Annotated in this window: 12 protein-coding genes and 3 tRNA genes; 10 read left to right on the top strand and 5 right to left on the bottom strand. The window is 63.6% G+C overall.

Annotated elements, in window-relative coordinates:
* The first annotated feature begins 68 nt into the window (after positions 1 to 68).
* A complete protein-coding gene (locus OSH05_RS00820; RefSeq protein ID WP_104218797.1) occupies positions 69 to 239 on the top strand; it encodes a DUF2735 domain-containing protein in 171 nt (56 codons plus the stop codon).
* Positions 240 to 363: 124 nt separating this feature from the next.
* On the opposite strand, the gene OSH05_RS00815 is transcribed toward OSH05_RS00820, so the two are convergent.
* The 3 genes from OSH05_RS00815 to OSH05_RS00805 form a co-directional block, all read right to left on the bottom strand.
* Positions 364 to 1,410, bottom strand: a complete 1,047-nt coding sequence (locus OSH05_RS00815) for a Gfo/Idh/MocA family protein (RefSeq protein WP_104218389.1) — start codon at positions 1,408 to 1,410, stop codon at positions 364 to 366.
* A 92-nt stretch (positions 1,411 to 1,502) separates the two neighbouring features.
* Entirely contained in the window at positions 1,503 to 2,912 is a 1,410-nt protein-coding gene (gene glnA, locus OSH05_RS00810; protein WP_104218388.1) for a type I glutamate--ammonia ligase, read from the bottom strand.
* 119 nt (positions 2,913 to 3,031) lie between these two features.
* Positions 3,032 to 3,370 carry a P-II family nitrogen regulator gene (locus tag OSH05_RS00805; protein ID WP_073051175.1) on the bottom strand — a complete coding sequence of 113 codons (339 nt, stop codon included), beginning with the start codon at positions 3,368 to 3,370 and terminating at the stop codon, positions 3,032 to 3,034.
* A gap of 285 nt (positions 3,371 to 3,655) precedes the next feature.
* Here OSH05_RS00805 and OSH05_RS00800 point away from each other — a divergent pair, with 285 nt between their 5' ends.
* From OSH05_RS00800 to clpX, 5 genes are all read left to right on the top strand, one after another.
* A complete protein-coding gene (locus OSH05_RS00800; RefSeq protein WP_104218387.1) occupies positions 3,656 to 5,125 on the top strand; it encodes an NAD(P)H-hydrate dehydratase in 1,470 nt (489 codons plus the stop codon).
* A 78-nt stretch (positions 5,126 to 5,203) separates the two neighbouring features.
* A tRNA-Leu gene (locus tag OSH05_RS00795) sits at positions 5,204 to 5,288 on the top strand.
* A 77-nt stretch (positions 5,289 to 5,365) separates the two neighbouring features.
* Positions 5,366 to 6,718: a trigger factor gene (tig, locus tag OSH05_RS00790; RefSeq protein ID WP_104218386.1), complete on the top strand. Its 1,353-nt coding sequence runs from the start codon at positions 5,366 to 5,368 to the stop codon at positions 6,716 to 6,718.
* Positions 6,719 to 6,982: 264 nt separating this feature from the next.
* Positions 6,983 to 7,618 (top strand): ATP-dependent Clp protease proteolytic subunit, encoded by a 636-nt coding sequence (locus OSH05_RS00785; RefSeq protein WP_104218385.1) that lies wholly within the window; start codon positions 6,983 to 6,985, stop codon positions 7,616 to 7,618.
* A 234-nt stretch (positions 7,619 to 7,852) separates the two neighbouring features.
* Positions 7,853 to 9,115: an ATP-dependent Clp protease ATP-binding subunit ClpX gene (gene clpX, locus OSH05_RS00780; RefSeq protein ID WP_104218384.1), complete on the top strand. Its 1,263-nt coding sequence runs from the start codon at positions 7,853 to 7,855 to the stop codon at positions 9,113 to 9,115.
* Between the two features lie 59 nt (positions 9,116 to 9,174).
* Here the strand turns inward: clpX and OSH05_RS00775 are convergent, their stop codons facing one another.
* Together OSH05_RS00775 and OSH05_RS00770 are read right to left on the bottom strand one after the other, a co-directional pair.
* On the bottom strand, positions 9,175 to 10,113 hold the full coding sequence (locus tag OSH05_RS00775; protein WP_104218383.1) for an SDR family oxidoreductase: 939 nt from the start codon (positions 10,111 to 10,113) through the stop codon (positions 9,175 to 9,177).
* Between the two features lie 367 nt (positions 10,114 to 10,480).
* Positions 10,481 to 11,575 carry a linear amide C-N hydrolase gene (locus tag OSH05_RS00770; RefSeq protein ID WP_104218382.1) on the bottom strand — a complete coding sequence of 365 codons (1,095 nt, stop codon included), beginning with the start codon at positions 11,573 to 11,575 and terminating at the stop codon, positions 10,481 to 10,483.
* Positions 11,576 to 11,879: 304 nt separating this feature from the next.
* Here OSH05_RS00770 and lon point away from each other — a divergent pair, with 304 nt between their 5' ends.
* From lon to OSH05_RS00750, 4 genes are all read left to right on the top strand, one after another.
* Positions 11,880 to 14,321: an endopeptidase La gene (lon, locus tag OSH05_RS00765; protein ID WP_104218381.1), complete on the top strand. Its 2,442-nt coding sequence runs from the start codon at positions 11,880 to 11,882 to the stop codon at positions 14,319 to 14,321.
* 196 nt (positions 14,322 to 14,517) lie between these two features.
* Positions 14,518 to 14,790, top strand: a complete 273-nt coding sequence (locus OSH05_RS00760; protein ID WP_104218380.1) for an HU family DNA-binding protein — start codon at positions 14,518 to 14,520, stop codon at positions 14,788 to 14,790.
* A gap of 168 nt (positions 14,791 to 14,958) precedes the next feature.
* Positions 14,959 to 15,034: transfer RNA gene (locus tag OSH05_RS00755), tRNA-Val, on the top strand.
* Between the two features lie 128 nt (positions 15,035 to 15,162).
* A tRNA-Asp gene (locus OSH05_RS00750) sits at positions 15,163 to 15,239 on the top strand.
* Positions 15,240 to 15,758 lie beyond the last annotated feature (519 nt).

The following is a 15,758-nucleotide window of genomic DNA, read 5'->3' as shown; positions in this document are numbered from 1 at the left end:
GGGTGTGTCGCGTGTTATATGTATGTCGAACGCCGCGCGTCGCGTGGCCGACGAATGGAGTGACCAACGTGAACAGGACAGAGCAGAGGGAGTCGGCAACGATCATCCCGTTCCCCGTCCGGACGCGTGCGGACGCCTCGCGCCAGCCTTACATCGTCGAAGACCTGCCGGTCGTCGATTCTGCGTCCTGGTATCACGAGGCCGCCATGCGCGAAGACGAAGGCGCCACCCCACACTGAGCGTGGGTTGCCTTTCGACTTCCGGTCGGCCGGGTCGCCCCGAATACGGGGCCCGGACATCATCACAAGGGGCCGGCACGGCGACGTGTCGGCCCTCTTTGTTTTGTCCCTGCGCCTCCGTCAATCACGGGTTTGCGGGGGCTGCCCCCAATTCAGGTGGCGGCGCGGCGTCAAAGCTCCCCGTTTCGATTGTCACGCGCGTGCCGCTTCGGAACGATCGGATTGCTGCCTCGGCGATCATCAACGCCCGGCGGCCGGCTCGAGCATGCACCGGCGGCGGCGAGCCGGCCCGCAAAGCGGCAATCACCGCGCCCATATGGTGATCGAAAGTCTGGTAGAAGCTGCGGTCGCGGTCGTTGAAATAGCCGGCCTGCCAGACTTCGGCCGTCTCGCTCCCATGCGGATTGAAGGTGTAGCGGCGTACCGTGTCCTCGATCACCAGCCGGCCCGTGGTCCCGCTGACCTCGACCCGGTGCGTATCGGGATACGCATAGGATGTGTCGTAGGAGCCGATGAGGCTGCCGACGGCACCGTCACGGAAATGCAGCGCCAGCGCCATCGACCGGAACGTGCCGGGGGCCGTCATGTCGGTCAGTTCGGCCATCACGGAATCGATCGGCCCGCACAGGAATTCGAGCATGTCGAAGCCGTGGCACTGCGTCTCGATCAGATTGTTGAACGCGTGGCTGAGGCCGCCTTCGCCGCCGAAGCGCCAGCTGGCAAAAACGATCCGGCCGAGCCGTCCGGAGGCGATCGCCTGCTTGGCCATCACGGCCGGGCGCGCATAGCGATGGTTGAAGTTGATGGCGAAGAAGACGCCGCGCCGTTCGGCCTCCGCGATCAGCCGGTCGGCCTCGTCGCTGACGAAGACAAGCGGCTTTTCGACGAAGAGCGGTACACCGGCCTCGATAATCTCCATCGTGGCGGCAAAATGCGCTTCGTTCGGCAGGGAAACGCAGACAAGATCGGGCGCTTCGGCGGCGATCATCGCCGCAATGCTCGTATAGCCCCGAACCCCGAATGCAGCCGCTCGCGCAGCCACCTTCTCCGCCGAGCGCCCCACGACGGAGGTGAATTCCACGTCGTCTCGGGCGGCGAGCACGCGCGCGTGCTGCAGCCCCCAATTGCCGGCGCCGACGACCGACACCCGGATCCGCCTGTCCTCTGCCATTCGGCTCCCCTCCCAAGAAGCTGGATCGCATAAAAAAGCCCGGATGAGGCAGTGCCAGCATCCGGGCTTCTTCTTTATACTACGGCTTCGAACTAGACCGAATAGTACATCTCGAACTCGATCGGGTGCGGCGTCATTTCATACGCCATCAGCTCTTCCCACTTGAGCTCAATATAGCTCTCGATGAAGTCCTTCGAGAACACGTCGCCGGCCGTCAGGAATGCGCTGTCCTTGCGGAGGCTCTCGAGCGCTTCGCGCAGCGAGCCACAGACCGTCGGGATCTTCTTCAGTTCCTTCGGCGGCAGGTCGTAGAGGTTCTTGTCCATCGCCTCGCCGGGATGGATCTTGTTCTTGATGCCGTCGAGTCCGGCCATCAGCATCGCCGCGAAGGCGAGATACGGATTGGCGGTCGGGTCGGGGAAGCGGACCTCAAGGCGCTTGGCCTTGGGCGAGGTCGTGTAGGGGATGCGCACCGAAGCCGAGCGGTTGCGCGCCGAATAGGCGAGCAGCACCGGCGCCTCATAACCCGGGACCAGACGCTTGTAGGAGTTGGTCGACGGGTTGGTGAAGGCGTTGAGCGCCTTGGCGTGCTTCAGGATGCCGCCGATATAATAGAGGCAGGTCTCGGAGAGGTCGGCGTACTGGTTGCCGGCGAAGACCGGCTTGCCGTCCTTCCAGATCGACTGGTGGCAATGCATGCCCGAGCCATTGTCGCCGAACACCGGCTTCGGCATGAACGTGGCCGTCTTGCCATAGGCCTGCGCGACATTGTGGATCGCGTATTTGTAGATCTGCAGATGGTCGGCGACCTTGGTCAGCGGCGCGAACTTGATGCCGAGTTCGTGCTGGGCCGAAGCGACCTCGTGATGATGCTTCTCGACGGCGACGCCCATCGCGGCCATCTGGGCGAGCATTTCGCCGCGCAGATCCTGCTGGCTGTCGATCGGCGGGACGGGGAAATAGCCGCCCTTCTTCTTCACGTGATGGCCGAGATTGCCGCCATCATAATCCGTGTCGGTATTGGTGGGCAGTTCGGGATCGTCGATCCTGAAGCCGGTATTGTACGGATCGACCTTGTACTTGACGTCCGAGAAGATGAAGAACTCGGCTTCCGGTCCGAAATAGACCGTATCGCCGATGCCCAGCTGCTTCATATAGGCTTCGGACTTCTTCGCGATCGCGCGCGGATCGCGGTTGTAGCTCTCGCCGGAGATCGGGTCGATGATGTCGCCGACGAGAACGAGTGTGGTCTGCGCGAAGAAGGGGTCAATGAAGGCGCTGTCCGGGTCGGGAATCAGCGTCATGTCCGACTCGTTGATCGCCTTCCATCCGGCGATCGAGGAGCCGTCGAAGGCAGTGCCTTCGGCGAACATCTCCTCGTCGACCATGCCGACGTCGAACGTGACATGCTGCCACTTGCCGCGCGGATCGGTGAAGCGCAGGTCGACATACTTCACGTCCTGATCCTTGATCAGTTTCAGGACGTCCTTGGCCGTCTTCATAACGCGTTTCCTTCCATCAGATGGCTCGTGCCGTAGCCGGCATCAAGGCTGAAGATGGCAGCCGTCAGCACGAAAGGAAAGGCGCACCAACGCTGCAAGCGCCGGTGATAATCAAGGAACTAGATCGCGTCCAGCCCGCTTTCGCCGGTACGGATTCGCACGGCCTCCTCGATATTGGAGACGAAGATCTTTCCGTCGCCGATCCTGCCCGTCTGCGCCGCCTTGCGGATGGCGTCGACGGCCCGCTCGACGAGGTCGTCGCCCAGGACGATCTCGACCTTCACCTTGGGGAGGAAATCCACGACATATTCCGCGCCGCGATAGAGCTCGGTGTGGCCCTTCTGGCGCCCGAAGCCCTTGGCTTCCGTGACCGTGATACCCTGGAGGCCGACTTCCTGCAGCGCTTCCTTCACTTCATCGAGCTTGAACGGCTTGATGATCGCTTCGATCTTTTTCATTGCCTCCGCATCTCCGAATGCTTGCCTGAGGGCCGAGCGGCCGGCCTTCCGCCACGCTTGCTTGCAGGCTCCGTGCCACTATGGAGCCGTGTACCTACCTGCGCCGAAACGCCGGAAAATTGGGCTATCGTCTGTCTGGATCTGTTCCAGCGCCACTGAAGCGCGAGGAACGCGGAGCAATCAATAGGCAAATGCACAAAAGATCGACAAATCTCCAAGCTACGTCGCCGCATGGTTGCGGCATGGGCTATGCTCCGATGTGCTTTCCTCAAGCTTGAGCCAGCCATGGAATTGTTGACGCCCGACGAAATGGCCGAAGCCGACCGTCGCACCATCGCCGGCGGAATGGCGGGCTATGAACTGATGAAGACGGCCGGACGGGCCGTCGCCGACGTCGTCGCCCGCGCCCCGCTCGGCACCCGCGTCGCGATTGCCTGCGGGCCGGGAAACAATGGTGGTGACGGCTTCGTCGCAGCCCGCATCCTCGCGGCGCGCGGCTATCGCGTCGAGCTCGGCCTGCTTGGTGCGCGGGAGCGGCTCAAAGGCGATGCGGCGCTCGCCGCCGCTGACTGGACGGGTCCCGTCCTGCCGCTTGGCGATCTCGATCTTGTGAACGCCGGCATCATCGTCGATGCGCTTTTTGGCGCGGGCCTTGACCGCGATCTGGAAGGCGAGGCGGCGCGGACGGTGGGGGCGATCAACGCCGCGCCCGCCCCTGTCATTGCCGTCGACCTGCCGAGCGGCATTCACGGTCGCACCGGCGCAGTGCTGGGCATCGCCGTCCGTGCCGACGAAACGGTCACCTTCTTCCGGCCCAAGCCAGGTCACCGGCTGATACCGGGCAGAGCCCATTGCGGCCGGCTGACGATCGCTCAGATCGGAATTGAGGACAGCGTGCTCGATTGGATACGGCCCCGCGCCGCCGAGAACCGCAAGGAGGCTTGGCTGCCGGCCTTTCCCGTTGCTCGCACAGACGGCCATAAATATGACCGCGGCCATCTCGTCGTGGTCTCCGGCGGCATGCTCCACACCGGCGCCGCGCGCATGGCCGCCCGTGCCGGCCTCAGGGTGGGTGCCGGCCTCGTCACGATCGCCTCGCCGCCCGACGCGCTTGCCGTCAACGCGGCCCATCTCACCGCGATCATGCTGCGGCGGATCGAGGGTGCCGCCGGCCTGCGCGACCTGCTCGCCGACAAGCGCTTCAACGTCGTCGTTGCCGGCCCGGCGCTGGGGACGGGCGAGCCCACCGTGGAACTGATCGAAGCCGCGCTGGCGACCGAGGCGGCGCTGGTGCTCGACGCTGACGCGCTCACGGCCTTCCGCGACACTCCCGATCGGCTCTTCCGTGCCATCCAGGCGCGTTCGGCGCCGGTGGTGCTGACGCCGCATGACGGCGAGTTCGCCCGTCTCTTCCCCGATCTCGCCGGCGAGCCGGGCAAGCTCGATCGCGCCCGCGCCGCGGCCGGGCGATCGGGCGCCATCCTTCTTCTCAAGGGCGCCGATACAGTGGTCGCCCATCCGGATGGCAGGGCAACCATAGCCGACAACGCGCCCCCCTTTCTCGCCACCGCCGGCTCGGGCGATGTCCTTGCCGGCATGATCGGCGGGCTCATGGCGCAGCACATGCCCGCCTTCGAGGCAGCCAGCGCCGCTGTCTTCCTGCATGGCGAGGCGGGCAATATGCGGGGTAGGGGACTCATCGCCGAGGACCTGCCCGAAGCGTTGCCCGAAGTCCTCCGTCGGCTTTTCGATTGACCGCGCGGGCTTGGATGCTATAGAGGCGGCGCCTTGGACAGAGTCCGGCCACAAGGCCTGTTCCGGCGGTCGGCGGTCGCGGGCGTGGTGGAACTGGTAGACACGCTGGATTTAGGTTCCAGTGGCTCGCGCCATGGGGGTTCAAGTCCCTCCGCCCGCACCAGCGCCCGCGTAAGAAGAGAACGACGGCGCCGGCTAGACGCCAACCAACAAACGGACCGATACGAGAAAGCGCTGAAAATGCAGGTGACCGAGACCCTCAACGAGGGCCTGAAACGTGAAATCCAGATCGTGGTCCCCGCGACCGAGCTCGACAGCCGTCTCTCTGCTCGTCTTGAGGAGATGAGGGGCCAGGTGAAGCTCAACGGCTTCCGTCCCGGCAAGGTCCCGACGGCCCATCTGCGGCGCCTCTACGGCAAGTCGGCCATGGCCGAGATCGTCCAGGACGTTCTGAACGAGAACGCCCGCAAGACGCTTGAGGAGCGCGGCGAGCGCGCCGCCATGCAGCCGAGCTTCGAGCTGCCCGAGAGCGAGGACGAGACCGTCGAGATCCTCTCCGGCAAGCGCGATCTTGCCTACAAGATGACGTATGAGATTCTGCCGGCGTTCACGCTGGGCGAATTGAGCGGCATCAAGATCGACCGTCCGGTCGCCGGGGTGACGGATGAGGAAGTCGACACCGAGGTCAACAAGCTGGCCCGCGATTCGAGCGAGTACAGCCCGAAGGAAGGCGCCGCCGAGACGGGCGACCGCCTGACCATCTCCTATGTCGGCAAGATAGACGGCGAGCCCTTCGAGGGCGGCGCCGACGAAAACGGCATGGTTCAGATCGGATCGGGCCGTTTCATTCCCGGCTTCGAAGACCAGCTGATCGGCGCCAAGGTCGGCGATGAGCGCGTGCTGAACGTGACCTTCCCCGAGGATTACGGTTCCAAGACGCTCGCCGGCAAGGCCGCGACCTTCGACGTCGTCGTCAAGGAAGTCTCTTCGCCGGTGGCTGTCACGGTCGATGACGAATGGGCGAAGAAGTTCGGCATCGAATCGCTGGAAAAGCTCCGCGAGACGATCCGCGAGCAGATGCAGGGCCAGCTCAACGTGGCGACGCGCACCAAGATCAAGCGCCAGCTGCTCGACCAGCTCGACGAGCGCCACACCTTCGAGCTGCCGCCGACCATGGTCGAGCAGGAATTCCAGAACGTCTGGAACCAGGTGACGCAGGACCTCGAGCGTTCGGGACGCAGCTTCGCCGACGAGGAAACGACGGAAGACGCAGCCAAGGCGGATTATCGCAAGATCGCCGAGCGCCGCGTCCGCCTCGGTCTGGTGCTCTCCGAGATCGGCGAGAAGAACCAGATCCAGGTGACCGACGAGGAAGTCCAGAAGGCGCTTGTCGACCGGATCCGCCAGTATCCGGGCCAGGAGAAGCAGGTCTACGACTTCTACAAGGAAAATCCCGAGGCGCTCGCCAGCCTGCGCGCCCCGATCTTCGAGGAGAAGGTCGTCGACCATCTCCTGACCCTTGCCGACATCACCGACCGCACTGTCTCGCGCGAGGAGCTGTTCAAGGACGACGAGGAAGACGCCAAGGTCTGAGCCGCGGCTCGTTCTACCTGATACAGCATGGCCGCGCTCGTCGCGGCCATGCTCGTTTCAAAGCTCCGCTGCGGAACGTTTTACGCCGGCTATGCGGCGCTTGGGAGGGTTCACCCTGTTACTCGGGATACCCACCCCTTTCGAAGCCGGTCGACCTACCATATGTATGGCTCTGCAATGCCCCGGGAATCGGTCATTCCGAGTGAGGTCGGCCGGGGCGATGACATTAGACCTGTGGCAAGCTGACGTCGCCGAAGGAAGATCATGAAAGACCCAGTCGACCTCTATATGAACACGCTCGTGCCGATGGTGGTCGAGCAGACCAATCGCGGCGAGCGCGCTTACGACATCTATTCGCGCCTGCTCAAAGAGCGCATCATTTTCATCACGGGTCCTGTCGAAGATTATATGTCGACGCTCGTATGCGCGCAGCTCCTCTTCCTCGAGGCCGAGAACCCGAAGAAAGAGATCGCGATCTATATCAATTCGCCGGGCGGCGTAGTGACGTCGGGCCTCGCGATCTACGATACGATGCAGTTCATCAAGCCTGCCGTGTCGACCTTGTGCATCGGCCAGGCCGCCTCGATGGGCTCGCTGCTGCTCACCGCCGGCGCCAAGGGCATGCGCTTTGCCCTGCCGAATGCGCGGATCATGGTGCACCAGCCTTCCGGCGGCTATCAGGGCCAGGTGACGGACATCCTGATCCACGCCAAGGAAGTCGAAAGCCTGAAGCGGCGTCTGAACGAGATCTATGTTCATCACACCGGCAACGACTACAAGACGATCGAGCATGCGCTGGAGCGCGACAATTTCCTCGTCGCCGAGGCCGCTGTGAAGTTCGGCCTGATCGATCAGGTGATGACGTCCCGCGAGGCTCTCGACGAGCTCAAGAAAGATTGACCCGGCTAAGCCCCGAAATCGCCCGGCGGCGCGGCCTCGTCAAGGCGGGCTGCGTCGTTAAGTATATCTTGATCGAGTCGCCGCTAGCGTGATTGGATCAATCTCAGCCGATTGCGTCCGTCGGCAGGGGCTCTAGGGTCGGGGTTTTCGCTGACCGGTTCGATTGAGCGCGAACCGGTTGATACACGAATAGGTCGTTCCGCCCGGAGGGCCGGACGACAGCGAGGTAGACGGATGAGCAAAGTCAGCGGCAGCGACACCAAGAACACGCTCTACTGCTCGTTTTGCGGCAAGAGCCAGCACGAGGTGCGCAAGCTGATTGCTGGGCCGACGGTTTTCATCTGCGATGAATGCGTCGAGCTCTGCATGGACATCATTCGCGAGGAATCGAAGTCCTCGCTGGTGAAGTCGCGCGACGGCGTTCCAACGCCGCAGGAGATTTGTGCCGTCCTCGACGATTATGTGATCGGCCAGCGCCACGCCAAGCGCGTGCTCTCGGTCGCGGTGCATAATCATTACAAGCGGCTCAATCACGCGGCGAAGAACAACGACGTCGAACTGGCCAAGTCAAACATCCTGCTGATCGGGCCGACCGGTTGCGGCAAGACGCTGCTCGCGCAGACGCTCGCCCGCATCCTCGACGTGCCGTTCACCATGGCGGATGCCACGACGCTGACCGAGGCCGGCTATGTCGGCGAGGATGTCGAGAACATCATCCTGAAGCTGCTGCAATCCGCCGATTACAATGTCGAGCGGGCACAGCGCGGCATCGTCTATATCGACGAGGTCGACAAGATCAGCCGCAAGTCCGACAACCCGTCGATCACGCGCGATGTGTCGGGCGAGGGCGTGCAGCAGGCGCTGCTGAAGATCATGGAAGGCACTGTCGCCTCCGTGCCGCCGCAGGGCGGGCGCAAGCATCCCCAGCAGGAATTCCTGCAGGTCGATACGACCAACATCCTGTTCATCTGCGGCGGCGCCTTTGCCGGCCTGGAGCGGATCATTTCCGATCGCGGTCGCTCGACCTCGATCGGCTTCGGCGCCCGCGTCGCGGGTCCGGAGGATCGTCGTACTGGCGAATTGTTCCGTCATGTCGAGCCGGAAGACCTGCTGAAGTTCGGCCTGATCCCCGAATTCGTCGGCCGGCTGCCGGTTCTGGCGACGCTGGAGGATCTCGACGAGGGCGCGCTGATTACCATCCTGACCGAGCCGAAGAACGCGCTCGTCAAGCAGTATCAGCGCCTGTTCGAGATGGAGAATGTCGAGCTGGCGTTCCATCCCGACGCCCTGATCGCGATCGCCAAGCGCGCCATCGAGCGCAAGACCGGCGCCCGCGGCCTGCGGTCGATCATGGAGCAGATCCTGCTTGAGACCATGTTCGACCTGCCCGGCCTCGACGGCGTGCAGGAAGTCGTGATCTCGGCCGAAGTGGTCGAGGGCAAGGCCCGCCCGCTCTATATCTACGCCGAGCGCCAGGACGAGGCGGCCAACGCCTGATCCGGCTGCGGCTAAAGACATAGGAGGCCCGGCGGAGCGATCCGCCGGGCCTTTTCATTTCACCCGGCGGCTCGCTCGGGATGCACCGGCGCCAGAAAATCCTGACGATGGCGCCGGACCCAGGCCTCAATCGAACTGGGCTCGAAGCCGGCGAGCGCGCCCGACGCTTCGAAGGCAACGGACAGCATCGCGTCGGCCTCGCGCTTCTGCCCGGCGAAGAAATGGAATTTCGACGCGACTCGCCGCCCCATGCCTTGCCCCATCACCGCGTCGATCTCCGATTCGAATTCGGTGAGCGGTTGCGCGCGGTAGACGACCGGGCGCCCGAGTCCGGTTGAGATCCGGGCGGCCAGTTCGTCGCCGGTGACGCTTTCCGGCCCGGCGATGAGGTGGTCGCCACCATCGACACCGCGGTCCAGCAAGGCCATGGCTGCCGCCGCGCAATCATCGGCGGATGTCCAAGCGATCCGCTGGGATGCGTCGATCGGCGGTGAGAACACGCCGTCTCCGACAATATCGGCGCGGGCGGATGGCTTCAGCAAATTGTCCAGATACAGGGTCGGCCGGACCACGGCGAAGGGCGGGCCTTCGCTACGAACCAGATGCTCGATCTGCGCATTGGCAATGAAGCTGGGCTCGGCGCATGGCGCCGGCCGGCTGGCGCTCGCCAGCTTCAAGGCAATGGACCGGAGGCCGGCCGCGCGCGATGCCGTCACCGCATTGGCTGCCATTGTCAGCATCTGATCGGCCGGACCAATGGGAACCTGAAGCACGGCATGCCCGACGCCGGCGCTGGCAGCCAGCAGCGCCGTGGGATCGCGCAGGTCGCCTTCGACGAGTTCGACGTCTCGTGCCGCCAGCGCGTGGCTGCCTCCGCGGTCGCGCACGAGGGCCCGGACCTTGAACCCGCTGCAAAGCGCAGCCCGAACGACCGCTCCGCCTTGCACGCCATTGGCGAGATAGACGAGAACAGAACGGGATGAATCGACGACCGACATGAACGGCTCCTTGATGAGCGGGTCGGTCGAAGCAGGCAGTTCGAACCGGCTACCAGACAGACCCGGGACGCGCCGAGGCGCGGGGGACTGTCGGGGGATCACACGCCAAGCGTGGACCAGAGCTTCTCCGCCAGGGAGAAGGGCTTGGGCCTACCGAGACCAAGCCAGCCATTTTCGACGACAGCGACTTACTGCGGGCGCGCCGAGCCTGTCAACCGGCCGCTGTCATCGTCGTGCAGGGGCAGCGCCTTGCGCGGCCCCTCGTTTCGAGGCGTATGAACGCCGTTGGCAGACCCGGCTGGCGCTGTCCGATAAGGGCAGGAGCAAGCGACGGCCGACGCACAGGGCCTGCGCATGAGAGTGGACGCTATTGCGTCGGCACCACTTCCATGAACGTGAACGGCTTCGTCTCGACGAACTTGTCCGCCGCATTTCCTGCGAAGACCTTCCCGCCCGTTATGTCGAGCATCATCACCGGCGCGCCTTCTTTCAGGTCGAGATCGGCGAGCGGCACCCAGAAAGTGTTGGGGCTGGTGGAGGAATCGAAGAAATAGACCTTGTTCTTCTGGTCAGCGACCGTCCGCCAGATGGTCGAGGAGATGTTCGGCTGGCCCGGCGTCGTGATGCCGAGCGGCACCGAGACCGAGCGCATGACGCCCATGACGCTCGCCACCGCCTGATTGTCGAAGCTCTGGTTCGGGACGGCGCTGATATAGGTCGGCGCGATCTTGGTCGGAATGGCGTGGATCAGGAAATCGGCGCGGGCGAAGCGATCGGCGGCCCGGTTCGTGCCGGGCAGGAAGGTGAGCCCGCCGATCTCCTGCCAATAGCTGTTGAGCGCCAATTGCTGGTCATAGGTCGGCGAGTTGGTCATCACGCGATACTGCTCGCCGTGATAGATCACCAGCTTCCCGCCGATATATTGGAAGATCGCCGAGTCACCGGTCGCGTCGGAAATCGACAGGTGCAGTTGCGCGGCTTTGCCGTTCGGCAGCTTGGCCGTCTGGACACGGAACGGCTCCTTCTCCAAGGCCGTGACGGCGTCAGCCACGGTGGCGAAATTGTCGAGCACATACTGCGCCCAAAGCGCCATCGAGAGCGGCGGCTTGCCATGGGTTGAGCCGTAGTCGGATTCGGTCAGGTAGAGCAGGTTCGCTACCAGTCCGGCCTCGTTCATGCCGTCGGCCGTGCCGATGTCATAGCCGGAAGCGACGATGCTGCCATATTTTGACGTCCAGACCGGCGAGCCCGGCCCCGCGGCGCCGTCGCGCTTTATGCCGCGCGGGAACGCCCAGAGCCTCGTATGCATGTCTTCAAGCCAGTCCATCGAGCGACCCGTGATCACGGTATTGTCCGAGCCGATATAGACGGCCCGGGTACAGGCGTCGGCCGGCGCGAGGCTGGTCGCGAGAAGGGCGAGGGTCGCGGTTGCGGCGGCGATCGTCGAGCGGATGCGTGGCATGGGAGTCCTCCGGGGGTGCTCTGGTCGAGACGGCATATTAGACTCCGGCACGCCATACATTATGACCTGGGGCAACCAGCCTTCGCGGCTGTGCTGGCAGGGTTTGTGCATTGGTCCTGCAAACATGACCGTTCGGTAAAGGAGCAGTGCTTGACACCCCTAGGCGGCAACGCCACCTAATGAGCAACGCGTCGCCAGACGCACGAACCGACGAGTCGAGTTGCGGCTTCCTCCCAAGAGCCGTTGCTCGACTTCCAGGCCGAACGGTGCCTTCGGGGCCGTACCGGTTGTGAAAGGAACCAGAATGACAACCGAACCCAAGCGTTCGCTCGGCCTTCCCATGGGCGACGAACTCTATCCGGTCCTGCCCCTGCGCGACATCGTGGTGTTCCCGCACATGATCGTGCCGCTCTTCGTCGGCCGCGAGAAGTCGATCCGCGCGCTTGAGGAGGTCATGCGCGCCGACAAGCACATCCTGCTCGCGACGCAGCAGAATCCAGGCGACGATGATCCGCTCCCCGATGCGATCTATCCGATCGGCACGCTGGCGAGCGTCCTGCAGCTGCTGAAGTTGCCCGACGGCACGGTCAAGGTTCTGGTCGAGGGCATCTCGCGTGCCGAGGTCCAGCGCTACACCGACCACGAGACCTATTATGAGGCTTACGCCCATCCCTTGCCGGACGCCGAAGGCGACAAGGTCGAGGTCGAGGCGCTGGCTCGCTCGGTCGTGTCCGAGTTCGAGAACTATGTGAAGCTCAACAAGAAGGTCTCGCCCGAGGTCGTCGGCGCGGTGACGCAGATCGAGGACTACTCGAAGCTCGCCGATACCGTTGCCTCTCATCTGGCGATCAAGATCCCGGAGAAGCAGCAGATCCTGGCGCTCGGAACGGTCGGCGAGCGGCTGGAACGCGTGCTCGGCCTCATGGAGAGCGAGATCTCCGTTCTGCAGGTGGAAAAGCGCATCCGCTCGCGCGTAAAGCGCCAGATGGAGAAGACGCAGCGCGAGTACTATCTGAACGAGCAGATGAAGGCGATCCAGAAGGAGCTGGGCGACCAGGAGGACGGCAAGGACGAACTCGCCGAACTCGAGGAGCGCATCGCCAAGACCAAGCTCTCGAAAGAAGCGCGCGAAAAGGCGCAGGGCGAATTGAAGAAGCTTCGCCAGATGTCGCCGATGTCGGCGGAAGCGACCGTCGTGCGCAATTATCTCGATTGGCTGCTCGGCATTCCGTGGGGCAAGAAGTCCAAGGTCAAGAACGACCTGCGCTATGCGCAGGAGATTCTCGACGCGGACCACTATGGCCTCGACAAGGTCAAGGACCGCATCGTCGAGTACCTGGCCGTGCAGAGCCGCGCCAACACGCTGAAGGGGCCGATCCTGTGCCTCGTCGGCCCGCCTGGCGTCGGCAAGACCTCGCTCGCCAAGTCGATCGCCAAGGCGACGGGACGTGAATATGTCCGCATGTCGCTCGGCGGCGTTCGTGACGAGGCCGAGATCCGCGGCCATCGGCGCACCTATATCGGTTCGATGCCCGGCAAGGTCATCCAGTCGATGAAGAAAGCCAAGAAGTCCAATCCGCTCTTCCTGCTCGATGAGATCGACAAGATGGGCCAGGACTTTCGCGGCGATCCGTCCTCGGCGCTGCTGGAGGTGCTGGATCCGGAGCAGAACGGCACGTTCAACGACCATTACCTCGAGGTCGATTATGACCTGTCGAACGTGATGTTCGTGACGACGGCGAACACGCTGAACATCCCCGGCCCGCTGATGGACCGGATGGAGATCATCCGTATCGCCGGCTATACCGAGGACGAGAAGCTCGAGATCGCGCACAAGCATCTCATGCCGAAAGTCATGAAGAACCATGGCCTTTCCGACAAGGAGTTCTCGGTCGAGAACGAGGCGCTGCGCTTTGTCATCCGTCGCTACACGAGGGAGGCGGGCGTCCGCAGCCTGGAGCGCGAGATCGCGACTTTGGCCCGCAAGGCGGTCAAGGAACTGATCCTGTCGGACAAGAAGTCGATCAAAGTCGACGAGGCGGTCGTCGAGGAATATCTCGGCGTTCCTCGCTATCGGTATGGCGAGGTCGAGCTTGAGGATCAGGTCGGTGTCGTCACCGGCCTTGCCTGGACGGAAGTCGGCGGCGAGATCCTGACGATCGAAGGCGTCATGATGCCCGGCAAGGGCCGCATGACGGTCACCGGCAATCTGCGTGACGTGATGAAGGAATCGATCTCGGCGGCGGCTTCCTATGTCCGCTCGAGGGCCGTCGATTTCGGCATCGAGCCGCCGCTCTTCGACCGTCGCGACATCCATGTGCACGTGCCGGAAGGCGCGACGCCCAAGGATGGACCCTCGGCCGGCATTGCGATGGTGACGGCGATCGTCTCGACCATGACCGGCATTCCGGTTCGCAAGGATGTCGCCATGACCGGCGAGATCACCTTGCGGGGCCGTGTTCTGCCGATCGGCGGTCTGAAGGAGAAGCTGCTTGCGGCGCTGCGTGCCGGGATCAAGAAGGTCATGATCCCGGAGGACAATGCCAAGGATCTCACCGAGATCCCGGACAATGTGAAGAACGGTCTGGAGATCATCCCGGTGGCCCGGATGGACGACGTCCTGGCGCATGCGCTGGTCCGAAAGCCGGAGCCGATCGTCTGGGATGAAAGCAAGGTTGATCCCAAGGCAGACGCCAAGGCGGCCATCGCCGCGGAGGAGGATGGGTCGGCGCTGACCGCGCACTGACCCCTTGACAAGTCGATAAATGAGAGCGCCCGCCTTTCCGGCGGGCGTTTTCGTGTGAAGAATTGCCGAATTCTCTAGCAAAGTCGCGGAATTCAGCCATTTTCCCTTGCCAGAGCCATCTTTTTCGGAGATTGCTCGCGCCACGGATGAGGTCGAAGGAGTCGATCTCAGCCATGAGACCAGGGAAAGGATCATCATGAACAAGAACGATCTCATCGCCGCTGTTGCCGAGCGCACCAAGTCCTCGAAGGCCGCCGCTGCGGAAGCCGTCGATGCCACGTTCGAGGCGATCACCGATGCCCTGAAGTCCGGCGATGAAGTCAAGATCATCGGATTCGGCAATTTCTCGGTTGCTACCCGCGCCGCGAGCGAGGGCCGCAATCCGCGCACTGGCGAGACGATCGCGATCGCCGCTTCCAAGACGCCGAAGTTCAAGGCCGGTAAGGGCCTCAAGGACGCCGTCAACTAAGACAGCTTTCTGTGCCATAGCGGTACCGGCCTTGCGCCTTGCGGCGCGAGGTCGTTTCCGTTGAACCTCGCAAAAGCGAGATGAAATGGCGAGAAGGGTTGAAAGGCGATCCGAAAATCGCCTAAAGCTCTCTTCGCATCGAGGCGGCAAGCGCCTCGTGGCCCGTGGGGGCGGTTAGCTCAGTTGGTAGAGCGCCTCGTTTACACCGAGGATGTCGGGAGTTCGAGTCTCTCACCGCCCACCAGTTTTCCACATGGCTTTGGGATGAAGCTGCCAACGTGACGAGGCAGCTTGACTTGGCGGAAGGGGTGCCGTACTTCACCGCCCACACGACGCGGCAACGCAGCGTCGGCCTCGAAAGAGGACCCCAGCGGGGGTGTAGCTCAGTTGGTTAGAGCGCCGGCCTGTCACGCCGGAGGTCGCGGGTTCGAGCCCCGTCACTCCCGCCACTTTTCAAGCACTTAGCTTCAGGCCTTGATCCTTCGGGATCGAGACGCTGGCCGGTGGGTTCAGCCTTCCTGAGCCTGATCCGTCCTCTCCGCAGTCGCGTTCGCGCCGTTTCCGCGGAACTCTGTGCCTTAGCCGACGCAACGATGCACTGATCGGGAAACGAGCCTTTCGAACGGGGCTTTCGCCACACCGAGCGCGTCGCGCCTGGCGATGCCGATCCATGTTCGCTCTGCGCCAAAGGCGTTCGATCCGGCCGACGAATCACCCGATACCGGGCCGCTGCCATTGATCGTCGCCGTCGATGTGGGGGTAGCGATTCGGACCGCCTTGCCGGGCGCCCGCTGGCCTTGGCCACTCGTGGCGCGCTGGCTCACGGGCGGCATGCGGGGCCGAGATTCTTTGCCGGGAGCGGAGGGCGACCCATCGGCTGGATCGCGGGATCGGCCCTCCGAGGCTAGCTGTCGCCGTCGCACGTTTGTGCGACGGCATATGGCGCGGCTGGCACCGACGGCGGGATG

This window comes from Kaistia algarum, from assembly GCF_026343945.1.
In the GTDB taxonomy this organism is placed as follows: domain Bacteria; phylum Pseudomonadota; class Alphaproteobacteria; order Rhizobiales; family Kaistiaceae; genus Kaistia; species Kaistia algarum.
Note: the sequence above shows the minus strand (reverse complement) of the source record. Positions and strands in the feature narration are given on the sequence as shown.